This window comes from Odoribacter sp., from assembly GCF_985060555.1.
The window spans coordinates 1-17,268 of the sequence record NZ_CFKYFN010000071.1; the positions used below are offsets into that span (position 1 = coordinate 1).

Annotated in this window: 12 protein-coding genes; 8 read left to right on the top strand and 4 right to left on the bottom strand. The window is 43.3% G+C overall.

What is annotated here, in order from left to right; all coding sequences use genetic code 11:
• Nucleotides 1–50: 50 nt before the first annotated feature.
• The 3 genes from AC5RDS_RS09540 to purB all read right to left on the bottom strand — a co-directional run bounded on the left by AC5RDS_RS09540 (nt 51) and on the right by purB (nt 4,025).
• The gene (locus AC5RDS_RS09540; protein WP_022160835.1) at nt 51–416 is read right to left on the bottom strand and encodes a four helix bundle protein; all 366 of its coding nucleotides are present in this window, start codon (nt 414–416) and stop codon (nt 51–53) included.
• Between the two features lie 111 nt (nt 417–527).
• Nucleotides 528–2,351 carry an ABC transporter ATP-binding protein gene (locus AC5RDS_RS09545; RefSeq protein WP_013611210.1) on the bottom strand — a complete coding sequence of 608 codons (1,824 nt, stop codon included), beginning with the start codon at nt 2,349–2,351 and terminating at the stop codon, nt 528–530.
• 336 nt (nt 2,352–2,687) lie between these two features.
• The gene (purB, locus tag AC5RDS_RS09550) at nt 2,688–4,025 is read right to left on the bottom strand and encodes an adenylosuccinate lyase (protein WP_013611209.1); all 1,338 of its coding nucleotides are present in this window, start codon (nt 4,023–4,025) and stop codon (nt 2,688–2,690) included.
• 153 nt (nt 4,026–4,178) lie between these two features.
• Here purB and AC5RDS_RS09555 point away from each other — a divergent pair, with 153 nt between their 5' ends.
• Complete coding sequence (locus AC5RDS_RS09555) at nt 4,179–4,949, top strand: EI24 domain-containing protein (protein WP_013611208.1); 771 nt, start codon at nt 4,179–4,181, stop codon at nt 4,947–4,949.
• An 8-nt stretch (nt 4,950–4,957) separates the two neighbouring features.
• On the opposite strand, the gene AC5RDS_RS09560 is transcribed toward AC5RDS_RS09555, so the two are convergent.
• Nucleotides 4,958–7,516, bottom strand: a complete 2,559-nt coding sequence (locus tag AC5RDS_RS09560) for a beta-mannosidase (protein WP_494222317.1) — start codon at nt 7,514–7,516, stop codon at nt 4,958–4,960.
• 183 nt (nt 7,517–7,699) lie between these two features.
• On the opposite strand from AC5RDS_RS09560, the gene AC5RDS_RS09565 reads away from it, so the two are divergent.
• The 7 genes from AC5RDS_RS09565 to AC5RDS_RS09595 all read left to right on the top strand — a co-directional run bounded on the left by AC5RDS_RS09565 (nt 7,700) and on the right by AC5RDS_RS09595 (nt 16,748).
• Nucleotides 7,700–9,103, top strand: a complete 1,404-nt coding sequence (locus tag AC5RDS_RS09565; RefSeq protein WP_118103157.1) for an NfeD family protein — start codon at nt 7,700–7,702, stop codon at nt 9,101–9,103.
• A gap of 18 nt (nt 9,104–9,121) precedes the next feature.
• Complete coding sequence (locus tag AC5RDS_RS09570; protein ID WP_494222318.1) at nt 9,122–9,520, top strand: RNA polymerase sigma factor; 399 nt, start codon at nt 9,122–9,124, stop codon at nt 9,518–9,520.
• Nucleotides 9,463–9,666, top strand: a complete 204-nt coding sequence (locus AC5RDS_RS09575) for an RNA polymerase sigma factor (protein WP_494222320.1) — start codon at nt 9,463–9,465, stop codon at nt 9,664–9,666. The genes AC5RDS_RS09570 and AC5RDS_RS09575 overlap by 58 nt, the downstream gene beginning before the upstream one ends.
• 12 nt (nt 9,667–9,678) lie before the next feature.
• Nucleotides 9,679–10,797, top strand: coding sequence for a toll/interleukin-1 receptor domain-containing protein (locus AC5RDS_RS09580; protein WP_306446411.1), 1,119 nt, complete (start codon nt 9,679–9,681; stop codon nt 10,795–10,797).
• A gap of 61 nt (nt 10,798–10,858) precedes the next feature.
• The gene (locus AC5RDS_RS09585; protein ID WP_494222319.1) at nt 10,859–14,023 is read left to right on the top strand and encodes a leucine-rich repeat protein; all 3,165 of its coding nucleotides are present in this window, start codon (nt 10,859–10,861) and stop codon (nt 14,021–14,023) included.
• Nucleotides 14,020–14,757 carry a RagB/SusD family nutrient uptake outer membrane protein gene (locus AC5RDS_RS09590; RefSeq protein ID WP_217778167.1) on the top strand — a complete coding sequence of 246 codons (738 nt, stop codon included), beginning with the start codon at nt 14,020–14,022 and terminating at the stop codon, nt 14,755–14,757. Before AC5RDS_RS09585 ends, AC5RDS_RS09590 begins: the two co-directional genes overlap by 4 nt.
• 38 nt (nt 14,758–14,795) lie before the next feature.
• A complete protein-coding gene (locus tag AC5RDS_RS09595; protein WP_259318436.1) occupies nt 14,796–16,748 on the top strand; it encodes a protein-disulfide reductase DsbD N-terminal domain-containing protein in 1,953 nt (650 codons plus the stop codon).
• The last annotated feature ends 520 nt before the right edge of the window (nt 16,749–17,268 follow it).

A 17,268-nucleotide genomic window follows, 5' to 3' on the forward strand; every position in this document is an offset into this window, starting at 1 on the left:
AGTTGCTGAGTTATAGAGTTATAGAGTTATAGAGTTGTTGGGGGGCTGAGTTAATGGGTGGGGTGTTGTTGCAGATAATGGATAAATTTGTTAATTGCTACAGATAGGCCCTGGCAATCCTGGAGGAGTAATTCACTTTTTTCTTCGGATATGTAGTTTAAATCTTTAGCAATATAAAGCATACTTTTAACTTCTCCACAGCTTCCTTTAGATATACAGAGAAAGCGTTTGAACATCGGATTGCTCCCGGATTCAAACCCTTCTGCGATATTATTCATTATCGAAATAGCTGCCCTTTGTATCTGCTCATTAAAACCCATATCTTTAATGGATGCAGTGTTCTGGTATATTTCCTTCACAATCCTTCGGGCTTCCTGCCAAATATTCAATTCTTCAAACTTAACTACTCCTCCCATAATTTATTTATTTAAATTCATATATAAACTCAATAACTCAATAACTCAATAACTCAGCAACTCAGCAACTCAGTAACTCAGCAACTCAGTAACTCAGCAACTCTATCCCCTCTAAAAACTCTGCATACTATACAATTTAGTATAAATACCATTCAGACTCAGGAGTTCTTCATGAGTTCCCCGTTCGACGATTTCTCCTTCATGGAAGACACAAATCAGGTCGGCATTTTTGATGGTAGACAGGCGGTGGGCGATCACGATAGAGGTACGGTTTTTCATCAGATTATCCAGAGCTTCCTGTACTAGTTTTTCCGATTCGGTATCCAGGGCAGAAGTGGCTTCGTCCAGGATCATGATCGGAGGATTTTTCAATACGGCACGGGCTATACTCAGGCGCTGGCGCTGGCCCCCACTCAATTTGCCTCCCCGGTCACCGATTATGGTTTGGTAACCGTGTTCGGTTTGTAAGATAAATTCGTGTGCATTAGCGATACGGGCAGCTTGTTCAACCTGTTCCAAAGTGGCATTTTCGATACCGAAAGCGATGTTGTTATAGATCGTATCGTTGAATAGAATAGGATCCTGGTTTACATTCCCCATAAATTCCCGCAAATTATAAAAAGAAAGTTCCCGGATATCAATACCGTCGATACAAATTTTTCCACTATTCACATCGTAAAAACGGGGTAACAAATCGACAAAGGTACTTTTTCCGGAACCCGATTGGCCGACAAGGGCTACCGTTTTTCCTTTCGGAATGACCAGATTGATGTTTTTGAGTACCTGTTTACTTTCGTTATATGAAAAGTTGACGTCTTTGTATTCGACAGCTTGTTGGAATTGTTCCAGTTTTCGCGGATTTTCAGGTTCCTGTATAGAAGATTCTGCAGCCAGAATAACGTCTATACGCTCCATCGCTGCCAATCCTTTTTGGACGCTGTAATAGGCGTTAGTCAGGTTTTTCGCCGGATTGATGATAGAATAAAACAAACCGATATAGATAATAAAACTTGGACCCGATAAGTTGCCGGTATTATTCAAAATCAGCGTTCCTCCGAACCACAGGATGATGACTACGACGATCGTACCGAGAAATTCACTCATCGGATGGGCCAATGAACGCCGCCGCATCAGACGGTTTTGTATTTTCCGGTAGCTTTCGTTTTCCGTTGAGAATTTTTCAGTCATTTTGGGCTCTGCATTGAAAGCCTTGATGATTCGCAAACCGGATAAAGTTTCTTCCATTAAAGCCAGAATTTCTCCCATTTTCGTTTGTCCTTCCCAAGAACGGCGCTTCAGGTTTTTACCTACCCGGCCGATCAATAAACCCATAATGGGGAGAAGAATGAAAACAAATAAAGTGAGCTGCCAGCTCATAAACAACATGGAAGTCAGATAGACAATAATCAAAATCGGACTTTGGAAGAGCATATCCAAAGAACTCATCACGGAGGCTTCTACTTCTTGTACATCTCCGGTCATACGGGCGATAATATCTCCTTTGCGCTCTTCGGAAAAGAAGGGAAGAGGTAAGGATAATATTTTGGCATAGATTTTACGACGGATGTCCCTGACGACTCCATTCCGGATATAAATCAATTCATAAGCTCCCAAATAGGCGAAACCGGTTTTTAAAGCAGTAGTTACGATGGCTACCACCCCGATCAGAATTAAGGTTGTCGATGGACCGTAAGTGTATTTGATCGTTGTGATGTAGTAATTAAAAATTTGTCCGATAGATTCACTGTTAAATTCGAAAGGAACAAGTTCAGTTACATCCTGTTCGTTGTTGAATATAATCTTCAGGATAGGTCCCAGCATCGCGATGGAAAGACTTCCGAAAATCGCATGGAGGAAATTGAAGATGATACTTTTGGTAACCCGGAGTTTATAAGGTGGAATAAAACGCTTGAGAATAAGGATTAAATCGTGCATAGGTAAAGTTGCTGAGTTGTTGAGTTGCTGAGTTGCTGAGTTGCTGAGTTGCTAAGTTGCTAAGTTGCTGAGTTACTGAGTTGCTAAGTTGCTGAGTTACTGAGTTGCTAAGTTGCTAAGTTGCTAAGTTGCTGAGTTACTGAGTTGCTAAGTTGCTGAGTTACTGAGTTACTGAGTTGCTAAGTTGCTGAGTTACTGAGTTACTGAGTTGCTAAGTTGCTAAGTTGCTAAGTTGCTGAGTTGTTGCACTCTTAAACTCCAAAACTCCAAAACTTCATAACTCTTTAACTCTTTAACTCTATAACTTAGTAACTCTATAACTCAGCAACTCTTTAACTAAATTCCTGTATAATTCGAGGGAGTAATCTGTTTCAGAGTTTTTTTCAGTTCAGCTGAAATATCGAGTGTGTCGATAAATTCTGCGATAGATTCCTGTGTAATTTTATTGTTGGTACGTGTCAAGGCTTTCAGTGCTTCGTAGGGGTTGGGATATCCTTCACGGCGCAGAACGGTTTGAATGGCTTCGGCCACGACCGCCCAGTTTTTTTCGAGATCTTTTTCGATCGCTTCTTTATTGATAATAAGCTTGTTCAACCCTTTCAAAGTCGATTTGACAGCAATAATCGTATGGGCTAAAGGGACACCGATGTTCCGCAGTACGGTTGAGTCGGTGAGATCTCGTTGAAGACGTGAAATCGGCAACTTATTACTCAGGTGATCGAATATGGCATTGGCGATGCCCAGGTTACCTTCTGAATTTTCGAAATCGATCGGATTTACTTTATGGGGCATAGCGGACGAACCGACTTCACCGGCTTTGATTTTCTGTTTGAAATAAGTCATCGAGATGTAAGTCCAGAAATCCCGGTCGAGGTCGATAATAATATTATTGATCCTTCGAAGGTTATCGAACAGAGCTGCAAAATTATCGTAATTGGAAATCTGGGTCGTGTATGTTTCCCGTTCGATTTTTAATTTTTGAGTTAAAAAGCGGTTTCCGAATTCAGCCCAGTCGATTTCCGGGAAAGCAATGTTGTGTGCATTGAAGTTACCGGTAGCTCCACCGAATTTTCCGGAAATGGCTACTTTTTTCAATAACTCCAACTGACGGCTCAACCGGTAAGTGAATACTTTGAGCTCTTTCCCTAAACGGGTAGGAGAAGCCGGTTGTCCATGAGTTTTGGCCAGCATCGGCACTTCTTTCCATTCTTCGGCCAGCTCTTCGAGTTTGGCGATCAGTTCGTCGATGACAGGATAATAGACATCGTGAACGGCATCCCGGAACGAACAGGGAACCGCTGTATTGTTGATATCCTGTGAAGTCAGGCCGAAATGGATGAATTCTTTGTATGGTTGCAGATTTAAAGCATCGAATTTTTCTTTGATAAAGTATTCGACAGCTTTCACGTCGTGATTGGTGACTTTCTCGATGTCTTTGATCCGCTGGGCATCTTCGACGGTGAAATTGAGGTATATTTCCCGTAATTGCTCGAAAGTCTGGTGATTGAAACCGGCCAATTGGGGAAGAGGTATTTCGCATAAGGCAATAAAATATTCCACCTCCACCGTTACCCGGTAACGGATTAAAGCACTTTCAGAAAAATAATTGGACAAATTTTCGACTTTATCTCTGTATCTCCCGTCGATCGGGGATATTGCTGTTAATGGTTGCATAGTATATAACAAGTGAATATTAGATTTATGTTCTACGAATTTGGTTCAATCAGACAATCTGCACTATTTTTGCTCACAAAAATAGAAAAAATAGCCGGAAAATCTGCTTTTTCCTCCTTACATTTGTCTTCAATTTAAATTGAGTTTGATAAAATGGGATTCTTTACAGGGATACAGCTTTATGGAAAAGCATTCGGAATTTTGTTCAGCCGGAAATTCTGGTGGTTTTTACTTTTTCCGGTCATTATTTTATTGCTATTGTTCATTGGGGGAAATATCCTGATTTCTTTAGCGGGAGATAGCCTGTACGGCTTGATCGAGGCTAAGCTTACTGCCTGGGTGGGGGGCATCTCCTGGCTGCAATGGGTGACGACCACGACAAGCGTGCTGATTAAGATTGTATTGCGGATTCTGTATTTCTTCCTTTTCGTTGCTTTCGGCGGATATATTGTGCTTGTCGTTATGTCGCCGGTATATTCCTGGCTGTCCGAACGGACGGAAGCTCATCTTACCGGAAGGGAATTTCCCTTTAGTTTCAGGCAGTTTGCCTGGGAGATTTTTCGGGGAATTCTGATCGCCCTGAGAAATATGATTTTTCAGTTGTTTATTTCTTTTGTATTATTTCTTTGCTCATTTATTCCGCTTGTGGGGGTAATCGCTCCTTTTGCCATCTTCTTTACCTCGGCTTATTTTTACGGTTTTGCCTTTATCGATTATGCTATCGAGAGAAAGCGTTTTAATGTCAGACAGAGCGTCCGTTATGTGAATAAAAATATCGGTTTGGTGACAGGAATAGGTACTGTATTCGCTTTGGCTCTTATGATTCCGGCCCTAAGCCTGGCCGCTTGTTGTTTTGTGTCATTATTGTCGGTAATTGCCGGTACTATTGCAGTAGAAAGGATGAACGATAAATCTGTTAAATAAAGCAATCGCTATTTTCCAACCCATCTGCATCGGATTTGCTGTTCGATTTCTTCTTTGGAGAGGGGTGTGCGGATTTCTGTACGGAAGGGGTGACCCGGGAGCAGATCTTTATAGTTGTCTGTAAAAACCGCTTTTACTCCGGGGAGGTAAAACATGACATCACAGGCCAGACGGTCGGTGGTGGCTGTCAGGTATTTTTTGCCTTGCTCTTCGGATATTTGAATCTGAATATCGGGTTGTCTGAGCAGTAACTCTTTCGGTAGAGCAAAATATACATTTTGGCGGTCTACGATTTTTTTGCCTTGCCGGATGGTGATGACGGCCATGGTTTCCCGGTGTGAATTGTCTTGCAGCAAACCGGCGATTGACGATGCTGCGATTGGGGCGGCTTTGTTGGCTTTGATTTTATATTTGCCTTGCCGGGTTTGATGCAGTTTTCCGTCGAATCCTTTTATCTCTAAGGTATAGGTTCCTGCGAGAGGAGTTGGCAGATCGTTTACCACCCAGAGTTTCAGACTGTCTGCCGTTACCTGGGGAGCTAATATCACCGGCTTGCAGGCTTCCCGTAGCGCATACTGGGCCGCTTTCCAGTTGTGGTAATAATCGGTTGTCGACCAGCTGGCTACCGGCCAGCAATCGTTCAGCTGCCAAACCAGCGATCCCATACAATAGGGCATATGCCGCCGATGTGTTTCCATGGCTATTCGCATGGCCCGGGCTTGCAATACCTGGCTCATGTACAGCATTTGCCCGAAATCTTCCGGTACCTGATAATACCAGCCCATGTATTCCCGGATGCGCAGGTTGCCGATTCCACTGCGTTGATGAGCCGACATGATCTCCGATTCGATGTCGTAATCTTCCGGTAAAGTGTATTGCCGGACGGTTTCAAATTCAGGGAAGGATTGGAAACCGTGTTCACTGATGAAACGGCCGATGTTTTTTTCGTATTCTTCAAACTTGTGTTTTTCGTGCCATACCCCCCAGTAGTGGTTATCCCCCCGGTTGGCAGGACGGATTTCATGGTCTCCGATTTCCGGTCCCGACATCGGTGAAGAAGGCCAGTAATCGTCTCCATCGGTATATTTTTCAATCACTTCGGGCAGGAGCCGATGGAAGACATCGGTGTAGGCCTTGAAAATCCGTTCTTGTTGTTGCTGGGTATACTCTCTTTTCCATCCCCAACCTCTCCAGGCTGCATCTATTTCGTTGTTACCACACCACAGGGCTATACAGGGATGATTTCTTAGCCGGATAACGTTATCGACGGCTTCTTGTTTTACATTTTCCAGAAATTCAGGATTGCCGGGATACATGGCACAGGCAAACATAAAATCCTGCCAGACCATGATGCCGTGGCGATCACAGAGTTCATAGAAATAATCGTCTTCATAAATACCTCCACCCCAGATCCGGATCATATTCATATTGGCATTCGCGGCATCCGTCACCATTTTTTCGTAATCCGAACGACTGATTCTGGGGAGAAAAACATCGTTGGGAATGGCATTGACTCCTTTGGCAAAAACAGGGATTCCGTTCAATTCAAAGTAGAAAGTTTCTCCCTGGGTATCTTGCCGGCGTACTAATTTCAGAGAACGCAGACCGGTGGTTACTTCGCGGCTGGCAACTACTTTTCCGTCTTTTTTCAAATCGATCCGGAATGTATAAAGGTTGGCTTTTCCTAAACCGTTACTCCACCATAATCTGGGTTTTTTAATGGTAAACGGGAGGGTTAACCGGTTTTCTCCCGGTTGGGTTTCCACCTCGCTTTTCGCCAATATCCGGGAATCACATTTTACTTCTGCGATCAGTTTTTCGTGATGTTCCGTCGTCAAACGGACAGATGCTTTCAAATCGGCTTGTACGGGAGTGACTTGCGGCTGTTCGATAAAAACCTGTTCGATATTCAGGTCATCCCAGCCTTCCAGGAAAATCGGCCGCCAGATACCTGAAGTGACTAACCGCGGGCCCCAGTCCCAACCGAAATGATAAGGGGCTTTCCGGCTGAAAACGCTCACCCGGTTAGGGCCCATTCCTCCGTTTTCGCTTTGGTCGTTGGAAGCCGGCAAGGGTAATCCGTATTTTTCCATTTCTTTCATACCTTGCCGGATGGGAGAACGAAAGCGAAGATGCAGTATATTTTCTTTATCGGAAAGCAGGCCGGAGACATCTGCTTTCCAGGTCCTGAACATATTGTTGGTAGATAGAAGAGGCTGACCGTTCAGGGTGATGTCGCACCAGGTGTCTAATCCCTGAAATACGAGTTGTTTGTGTTTTTGCCCGGCCAATTGTTCGTCCACCTGAAAACGAAGTTCGTATTCCCAGTCGGCTTTATCGATCCATTGGATGTGTTTTTCATTGTCGCGATAGAACGGATCTTCGATGATCCCATTGTTTATCAGATCGGTATGTACTGTCCCGGGTACTTCGGCCGGTAACCATTTACCGATATGGTATTGCCTGAATTGCCAGTTATTTCCTAGCTCTTGCCGTATGGGAGGGGTAGAGGCAAAACTCATCGAATAGAGTGAAAAAACAACTAAGGTAATTACAAATTTGCTCATAACCGGGATTGAAATAATGAAACGTTACAAATATATGCAAAGGCGGGAGTAAAAACAACAAATTTGTTTGATTGATTTTGCCGGGCTGCATCTTATATTTATAAAAGAAAATTTGATGGAAGGAGTTGGATAAGATAAAAAAGCTTATATTTGTTTACCTATTACAAAATACCGATGATGCTTATGTCAGGGATATATACGTTCAGGAAGCTTGTTTTGCTTGTGCTGGGGATTTGCTGGTTGAACACGCTTGGGGCTGCCGAACCCGAAAAAGTCGTTTATAAAGTGGATATTAAAGACGAGATCGGTCCGGAAGTGTGGCGTCTGGCCCGAAAATCTTTCGACCTGGCCTGGCAGGAAAAGGCGGATTATATTTTGATTCATATGAATACTTACGGTGGGATGGTCGTGTATGCCGATTCTTTGCGTAGTATGATTCTGAACTCACGGAAACCGGTATGGGTATTTATCGATAATAATGCTGCCTCTGCCGGGGCATTGATTTCTATTGCCTGCGACAAAATCTATATGCGCGAGGGGGCGAATATCGGGGCGGCTACGGTCGTGAATCAAACGGGTGAGGCGATGCCCGATAAATATCAGTCCTATATGCGCTCGATGATTCGTTCTACGGCAGAAGCTCAGGGCAGGGATACGTTGGTTCAGGGCAGGGATACGGTTTATCGTTGGAAGCGGAATCCGCATATCGCCGAAGCCATGGTGGATCAGTCTATTTATATCCAGGGTATTACCGATAGCGGACGGGTAGTGACTTTCACTGCCCGGGAAGCCATGAAATACGGTTTTTGTGACGGAATGGCAGAAAGTGTGGAGGAAGTATTGAAAAAAGAACAGGTTGAAAACTATACGATCCGGAGCTATCATCCTACCGTCACCGATCGGATTATCGGTTTTCTGATCAATCCCGTGATACAGGGATTGTTGATTATGGTCATTGTCGGTGGTATCTATTTCGAATTGCAGACCCCGGGGATCGGTTTTCCTTTGGCTGCCGCCCTGACGGCTTGCCTGCTCTATTTCGCTCCCTTGTATCTCGAAGGGTTTGCCGGGTACTGGGAGATCATTGCTTTTGTCGTGGGAGTCGTCTTGTTGCTTCTGGAAATTTTTGTGATTCCGGGCTTCGGTGTAGCAGGTATTTCCGGAATTGTATTGATTATAGTGGCCTTGGTTTTTGCAGGGATAGATCATTTCTCTTTCCGTTTCCTGGGTGATTTTGTACGTCCGTTGGTGCGTTCCCTGTTTCTGGTGGTGAGTGCTTCTTTGGTATCCTTGTTGATGAGCATGTGGTTGGGGGCTAAATTATTCGGGAGCCGTCGTTGGGCTTTTGCCTTGCATGCTGAACAAAAACCGGAAGACGGTTATGTAGGAGTAGATTTGTCGGTACGGGAAGAAATCGGCAAACAGGGGATCGCGGTGACAGATTTGCGGCCTGCCGGGAAAGTGGAAGTAGGCGGAGAAGTGTATGATGCCGTCTCTTTGTTGGGAGATTATATCGAAAAAGGAAATCGGGTGATGATAAAAAAGTATCAGGCAGGACAGGTATATGTCGTGAAGTGTGAAAAATGAAGATTGTAATTAAGTAGGATGGGAGTTACTGATTTACAAGTGTTGCAGGCTTTTAAAAAAGGACAATTGGAATTGTTTTACCGTAGAATTTATCCGGGATTATTGTTGTATGCTGTAAAAAATGCAGGTGACCGGCATGATTTTCTGGCAGAAGATTGCGTACAAAATGCTATTTTTAATGCCTGGAAAAGAAGAGACTCTTTTGATTCTATCTATACATTGAAATCTTTTTTATACACTTCTGTAAAAAATGAGATCATCAGCCTTACCGGAAAGGAAAAGCACAGGAACGGTATTCTTCCCAGCTGGAAAATGAAGCATTTTTTGCCAATACGGTTATTGACCAGGAGACACAGTTGTTGTTGTTCAATGCTATTCACAGCTTGCCGGATAGAGAACGTCAGATTTTTGAATTAAGTTTTATTGAAGGTTTGAAAAATATTGAAATTGCCGAACAATTGGGCGTTTCGGATAGTACGGTTAAAAAGGCGAAAGCCAAAGCGCTCGAAATTTTACGGGAAAAATTGGATCCCCGGTTATTTCTTTTTTTCTTCCTGGGGTAATAAAGAGGACCGATGGATAATAAACGAATTTACGATAATTATGCTTTTATAAGCTATAAGCGTGAAGATGAAAAATGGGCGGAATGGCTTCAGCGTAAACTGGAAGGGTATAAATTACCTACAATACTAAAGAAGACAAATCCGTCATTGCCCAGGCATTTACGTCCAATCTTCCGGGACAAGACAGATTTAGGGGGGGGTATATTAAGCGATGAACTTGAAAAACAATTACAGAGCTCTGAATTCCTTATTGTTATCTGTTCGCCTCATGCCTCACGATCGGAATGGGTGAACAAAGAAATTCAGGTATTTATCGACGAAGGACGTTTGGGAAATATCATCCCGTTTATTGTTGAAGGACTTCCTCATGCCGGTTCTGCTGTAGAGGAATGTTTCCCCCAGGCATTGAAGAATATACCCAAGGATAAGGAGTTGCTGGGGATTAATGTACAGGAGATCGGTAAAGAACGGGCTTTTATTAAAGTTATAGCCCGGATGTTGTCGCTTCGCTTCGATAGTTTGTGGCAGAGATGGCAGCGGGAGAAAAGGTTACGTCGTAGTTATGTCGCTACGATGCTGGCTTTTTTGCTGATTATCTTTTATTTTTTTGCTATTCCTTCAAGGGTAGAGCTCACCGTGAAAGATTTATCTCACCGATTGCCGTTGCCTTCCTGTGCAAAAATTATTTTCAACGGTACAGAACAGAATATCGGTTCTTTGGATACAGTTTTAATCCTGGATAATATCCGGCCATATTATAAAGGACGGCCGTATATGTTGGAATTTAATGCCGGTTATTACGATACTTTACGTTTTCAGGGACATTTTTCCTGGGGAATGACGACCTATGTGACATTGGAGTTGAAACGTGACAGTACGTTCGGTGTCTATCAGGGAATAGTTTACGATGAACAAGAGGGGGTGCCTGTCCAGGATGCCGTTGTTACTGTCGATAATCGGACAACCAGAACCGATGTCCGTGGGATTTTTAAAATAGTTTTTCCCTTACAGGAACAGACTTTGTCCAAGTCTGTCCGAATAGAGAAAGAAGGCTATCTTCCCCGTTTACGGGTCGACGAGTGTCCTGATGCCAAAAACCTTACTCCTTATCCCATGCGGAAAAATACGTAGGACCGGCGGGTGGGCTTGAGTTAAAAGAATTGTTCCAGCATACTGATCGGGTTAAAATTAAATGAAAAGAACGATTATGATGAAGTATCAGTCAATAACCATACTGTTTGTTCTGCTTTTCTTATTCCGGATAGCACAATCGCAATGTATAGAGACCGGGTATGTCAAAGAATATAATGGGGTTGAGGAAAAGACACCTTTGCCAGGAGTAGAACTTCAGGTGGTCGGTTCTCCTTCGGCTGTCAGTGACGAGCAAGGACGTTTCGAACTTCATTTTGCCGTGTTAAAGCCAGGACAGGCCGTAAAGTACAATGAGATTTATAAACCGGGATACATCCTTTTTAATAAAGAAGCGTTGGAGATATGGAGGATTTCCGATAATAAGACTCCCTTTGTGGTGGTGATGTGCCGGGAAGGTGAGTTCCGGGCTTTGAAGAAAAAGTTTTACGGGATTATTGAAAAATCGTACCGCGACGATTATCTGCGTCAGAAGAAGCTGGCTGAAACCAGTATTGCCAATGAATTGGAACTAACCGAAAAATTGAAACAACTGGAAAAATCTTATCAGGAAAAACTCAGTAATATAAATACCTATGTTGAAATCTTTGCCCGTATCGACCGGAACGAAATGGACGATAAAATAAGCCGGGCCTTGCAATTGGTGGAAGAAGGCAAGATCGATGAGGGAATACGTTTATATGAGGAATTGGAACTGATCGGTCAGACGAACGAGCAGTTGAATAAATGGAATACCGGTGAAAGGGTGATTCAGGCCGGACAGACTATGAAAAACGAGGCTCAGCAGGATTTATTATTGATGGCCAGTAAACTTCGTCAGCAAGTCGGTCTTTATGAAATGGGTGGTTGGGACTATAACGATCAGCGTATCGAAACTACTCATAAGCTGGTAGAAGTTTACCGGCTGCTGAATAAAGCCTTTCCCGGCGAATTTGCACCCCAATTAGGGCAATGGCTTTGTCTGGAAGGGGATAACTCGAATGATCCGGATACCTTGTTTGCTAAAGTTACCGAGGCTGCCCGACTTCCATCCTATGCCGGACTGATTATGTTAGGAAATTTGTATGAATACCGTTCGGTCAAGGAGATTCAGTATCTTGAGAAAGCGCGAAGCTGTTATGAACAAGCTTTATCGCTGATCTCTGCTGATGATAGTAGCCGCTACGCAGAGAAAAGATTGAATTCTTTTTATGATTTTACAGACTCGACGACCGGACATCCTATTTATTATAAAATATTGTCGGCTCAGGAAAAAACAGTCGCTATTTGGCCTAAAAGTATAATTAGTTATAATGATCCTGAGGGAGAATTGGTTTTACCTGAGTTTGTAAAATACAAAGGGGAGAAATACCGTCTCGTATCGATCGGAGCTAATGCATTTAAAAATAATAAGCGGTTGTTGTCGGTTACGCTACCTAAAAGTGTCACCGGGATCGGTGAAAATGCTTTTTACGGCTGTTTTTCTTTGGAATCTATCCGGGTGGGAGAAAATGTGGAAATGGTAGCTGAGGGGGCTGTACCTGAATCTACTTTATTGATACTTCCCGATAATACCCGGAAATTACAGGGATGGCTTTATGATTTCATTTATAAACGTTTCGAATTTATGCTTCAGGATTCGAAGAACATCGGACTTGCCGGATATGCCATTTATCATTTGGCCGACGACCTGTTGAAAGATAAAGTGACACCTGATGATCATAAAGCTTTTTATTGGTATCTGAAAGGACATATTTTAGCTGATAGTGTATACGCCGAGTGTAATTTAGCAGAAGCGGCAGCTTGTTTCAGACAAGCGCTTGAAAAGGGGGGTGCTGTTGCAGCTTATCGGCTCGGTTTACTGTATTATTGGGCCGGGGATTATCGGAATGCTTATGATTTTTATGTTCGGGCTGCCGATGCGGAAATTTTGGAGGCTGATAACCAGCTGGCTTATATGTATGCAAAAGGTCAGTATGTAAAACAGGATTTTACAAAAGCTATGGTTTATATCGACAAAGCGATTGCCCGGGATTCTGCCGATCCGAATTACATCGATTCCAAAGGGGAAATCTACCTGATGATGGGACAGCGGGATAAAGCTGCCGAAGCCTGGAATAAGGTGGTTAAAATGGACCCGGCGTTTGACCGGAGCCGGTCTGATTTATATAAAAAGCTGTATGGAATACCGCAAACCCAATTGTCGGATTCCAGTAAAAGACTGAATAATTATATCGATATTGTTCGGGCAGTGGCCCGGACAGAACATGCCCGTTTCTTTAATGCTTGTGAAATGCCTGAATATGAAGAGCTGCTGGCTATCGGAATAATTGCCGTTCAGGTGATGATAAAGAATAAAACCCCCGAACAATTGGAAAAATACAATGCTTTCTATTTGGCTACTGCAATCCAATGGGCTATTCAAAATGAATTGCAGATAAGATACAAATGGTATGGACAGGTTATTCCTCATCAAAGAATGGAGATTAAAAAAGAAAATAAGTGGTTAAATCAAAATCAAATGCTTTTTCTTTCTATATACCGGACCATCGTTTTACTATATAACCATATCGGTTTGTTTCAAGAGAATAATCTTCGGTCTGAAATTGAGAATGCAAGCCGTATTTTATTGCAGGCAATCGATAGTATCCCTGTTTCTCACCGCGATCTTGCCCGACAACTCATTTATGAACAGAAGTTTGTGAGTGAAATAGCCAAAGAACAGGGAAAAACATTTGAAGCATGTTACAGAGATATTATGCCTGTTGTAAATTTTTTGTGCCAGGCAATCAGTATAGTTGGACAGAAAATAGAATATAATAAGAACATCACTTTTGATCCGGATTTTTCTGATTCTTCCAGTATGCTTTTTTCAGAGCCTCCTAAAAAATATCTCGATATCGTTCGGATTATTGCACAGGCCGAGCAAAAAAATCTTATCGACCGTAAACAGAATTTTATCGATTACGAAGAATTGTTGTCGGTCGGAATAATCGCTGTGCAAGTTTTAACAGGAAAAAAAACTGCCGAAGAATTGGAAAAATATAGCAGTGTATACCTTGCAAGTTCGATTCATTGGGCCATCCAGAATGAATTGAAAATGCGATACAAATGGTATACTCCTGTCCGGTTCGGCAAGCTGATGAGTACTGAAAATGAGCAGGATTCGTTGCTCTCTCAATATATGACTGTCGGGCCGTCCGTTATGCCGATTCGACCTTCAGTATGAAAAATGATGTCGTAGAGGTGCTGCAAGGGGAGGAGTTAAAAGACTTGTACGATAATCCCAAAACCAATAAAGAGATTTTATTCGCTTTTACTCCGGCTAATTTTCCCAGCAGAATCCACAATCTGGTGCATAATTATTATTCGTGGTACGGTTATGAATCTTCTGCAAGTACTTCCGGTTACAACTGTGTCGTTTCGCGGGATTATGAGGAGATTATGGATCAGGAAAAAGATTTGCGCTGGACGTATTTTACAGAACCTTCCGGTCGCTTTAACGGTCGGTATAACACTAAAAAATATAATGGCGGAAAGTATGAGGCATTTTCCGGTTACTACAGCTTTGCCTGTCCGGTTGTGTTTATCCGGGCCGGGGAAGTGATTTTAAACCGGGCGGAAGCGTATATGAAGTTGGGGGAAAGCGGTAAGGCCCTGGCGGATTTGAACTACATTCGTCAGCGTGCAGGATTGTCGCCGTTGAGCGGAATATCGGGGATGGAACTATTCGATGAAATTTTTGACGAACGCCGGAGAGAACTGGCTTTTGAGGCTCAGACCTATTATGATTATGTACGGAATGGTAGAAAAATGGAAAGGAAAGAGGTTTCTGTGGCATATAGTTCCTATACGGCCCGGCAGTATAACGAAATCGATCCGCAGACTTCACGGAGAACGATGTGTCTGATCCCATCGGAAGAGATCAGTTTGAATAAGAAACTGGTACAGAATGAGTATTGAAAAAAGTCGGAAACTAAAATTTATCATAATTTGAAAAAATGAAAAGAATAATAGGATATTGTATCGCTTTCTTGTTGCTGACGGCAGAGGTATGCGGTAAACAGGTAAAAAGTGATTTGAGTGTATTGTATGTAGGAGGTTCTCCCGAAATAGAAACCATGATTCATAACCCGGAACCTGCTGTTTTGGAAAAAAGTGTCCGCAAACGTACGGCTGCATTCGAAAAATTACTGAGACGGTATTTCAGAAATGTAGAGGTGGTCAGTGCCCGGGATTATCTCCCGGAAATGTCGGACCGTTATGATGTGACTATCATGGATGGCACCCCACGTGAATTGCAACCTGCTCAGGAAATAGTGAATGAAGAAGGGATGGTTATCAGTAGGCGGAATCCTGCTTATTTGCCGGAGGATTTCGACCGTCCGATGGTATTTATCGCTGAAGCAGGCGATATCGTTGGGACACGGATCGGTGTAAAAACAGATTGGTATTGTTTGTGTCTGGATGCAGATGCGCATCATTTTAATAAAGAACATCCTATTTTTCACGGACCTTTTGAGGTGAATATTTCAGTGGAACTAAAACCGACTCCTTCGGAGGCATTCCGTTTTGTACGGACTGACGGGCAACCTTTGCCGGATTCGCTGGAAATGTGGCGGGTACAGACAAAAGGATATAAAACTGAAGAAGGTTTCCGCCCCGGAATGATCGCCAGACCCTGGGGATTTGCGGATTCGCCGGATGCCGAATACATCTCAGGGGGTGTCAGTGCTAAAGATATCGATGCCGTAGCGATGGGAAGGCATGGTAATTTCTTCTTTTGGGGATTTTCTGCCTCCCCGGAGAATATGACGGATGAAGCACAGACTGTTTTTGCCAATGCCGTGGCATATATTTCAAAATTCGCGGGCCAGACACCTATCGCCCGGAGATATAAAAGTGATATAGCCACCCGTGAATATGCCGTACAGCAGAAAGATTTTATTTCCTATAAAAGATGGCAGGAAAGAATGGTCGTGGAGAAACAGTATATAGAAAAAACGGAAGAAATCAAAAAAGTGGCTCTGGCGAAGCAGGCCAAAGGGGAGAAGCTGACAAGTGAAGAAAAAGCAGCTTTAAGGAGTACCGTAAAACTACAGAGTTATGCAGAATGGCTGAAATCCCGTGAACCTGTTTTGTTTGAAAAGTTCGGGGACAATGAACAGGCTTACAAGGATTATTTCGATGACAACCGGGATTATTTTTACGGTGGCGATAAAGTGATTTATTGGATGGTAGATGAAGATGTGAAAAGCTGGGGGATTCCCAATAATGATATCCGTTTGTTGGACAAGGCTATCGGTTGTTGGGAACGGGGAGAGGAAGTGGATAAGGCCAAACGGGTACTTACCCGTTATACGCTGTGTCGTTTCGCTACACCGCAGGAATGGCGCGATTGGTACGAAACCAATAAAGACCGGATATTTTTTACCGAATCCGGCGGTTGGTTTTTTATGGTAAATACGAGGGATTTGAGTGTGCCGGGAAATGATTATCGGATGAGGGGACAAAAGATTCCGGGTGAAGATTACCGGGGAGAGAAACGAAGAGTTCCGGAAACAGAAGCTGCCCTGAACAGTGATAAAAATCCGGTATATATGGAAATGAAAACCGAAGAGGCGGAAAACGGTAATAAGTGGGTCGTGGTAAAGATGAATATTCATCCGGGGTATCATACGTATGCCCGGGTGGCGTCTACAGATCCGTATATGCCGACTGCTTTGCAGTTTACTTTTCCGGAAGGATGGGGAGAAGCAGAAAAATTGCTGTGGCCTGTCAGTAAAAAGCTGAATGAGGCGGGAACCAGGTATTATGAAGGAGAAGTTGTTTTCCGTCAGGAAATCAAAGGAAAAGGCAAAGGAGAGGTTCACTGCACGGTGGAGTATCAATGTTGCAATGATTATATCTGCATGCCACCGGGAAAGGTGGAGCTAAATGTAAGGATCGAATAAACTAATTTAAAAGTAGAATTATTCTGTCGTTACTTATTCGTCTTCAGTGTTCGTGTTCGGGGACCCGGTTGCTTCTGTCGGTCGTCTGGCTTTTTCTATCACTGACCGGCGGAACTCCTCACTCCGCAAAAAACTTTACGTTACGTTTCCGTCAGACACCACCGGTCGGTCGTTCAGAAAAGGCAAGACGACACTCGCCAGAGCTCCAATGGTCCCCGAACACGAACACCTCCGACTCACGTTATCACGGCATGGAAAACGAACTGTGACCTGAAAGGTATAAACTTCTATCAAACAACTGTTTTTCTGAACCCTTACCTTCGGGATTAATTCAGTAATCGGTATTTTATAGGAATAATCCGGTCAGGTGACCCAGGTATCCGTACTCCGGTCAGGGTGGCCTGCCCTTTCATTCAATAAAACTTTCCTTCTTTGCCCTGTAGTGCTGACGGAAGATGCAGGGTTTTATGGCGGAAGACCATTGGAGCAGGAACGAGGGTCCGGTTAGGTTTTCCGAACG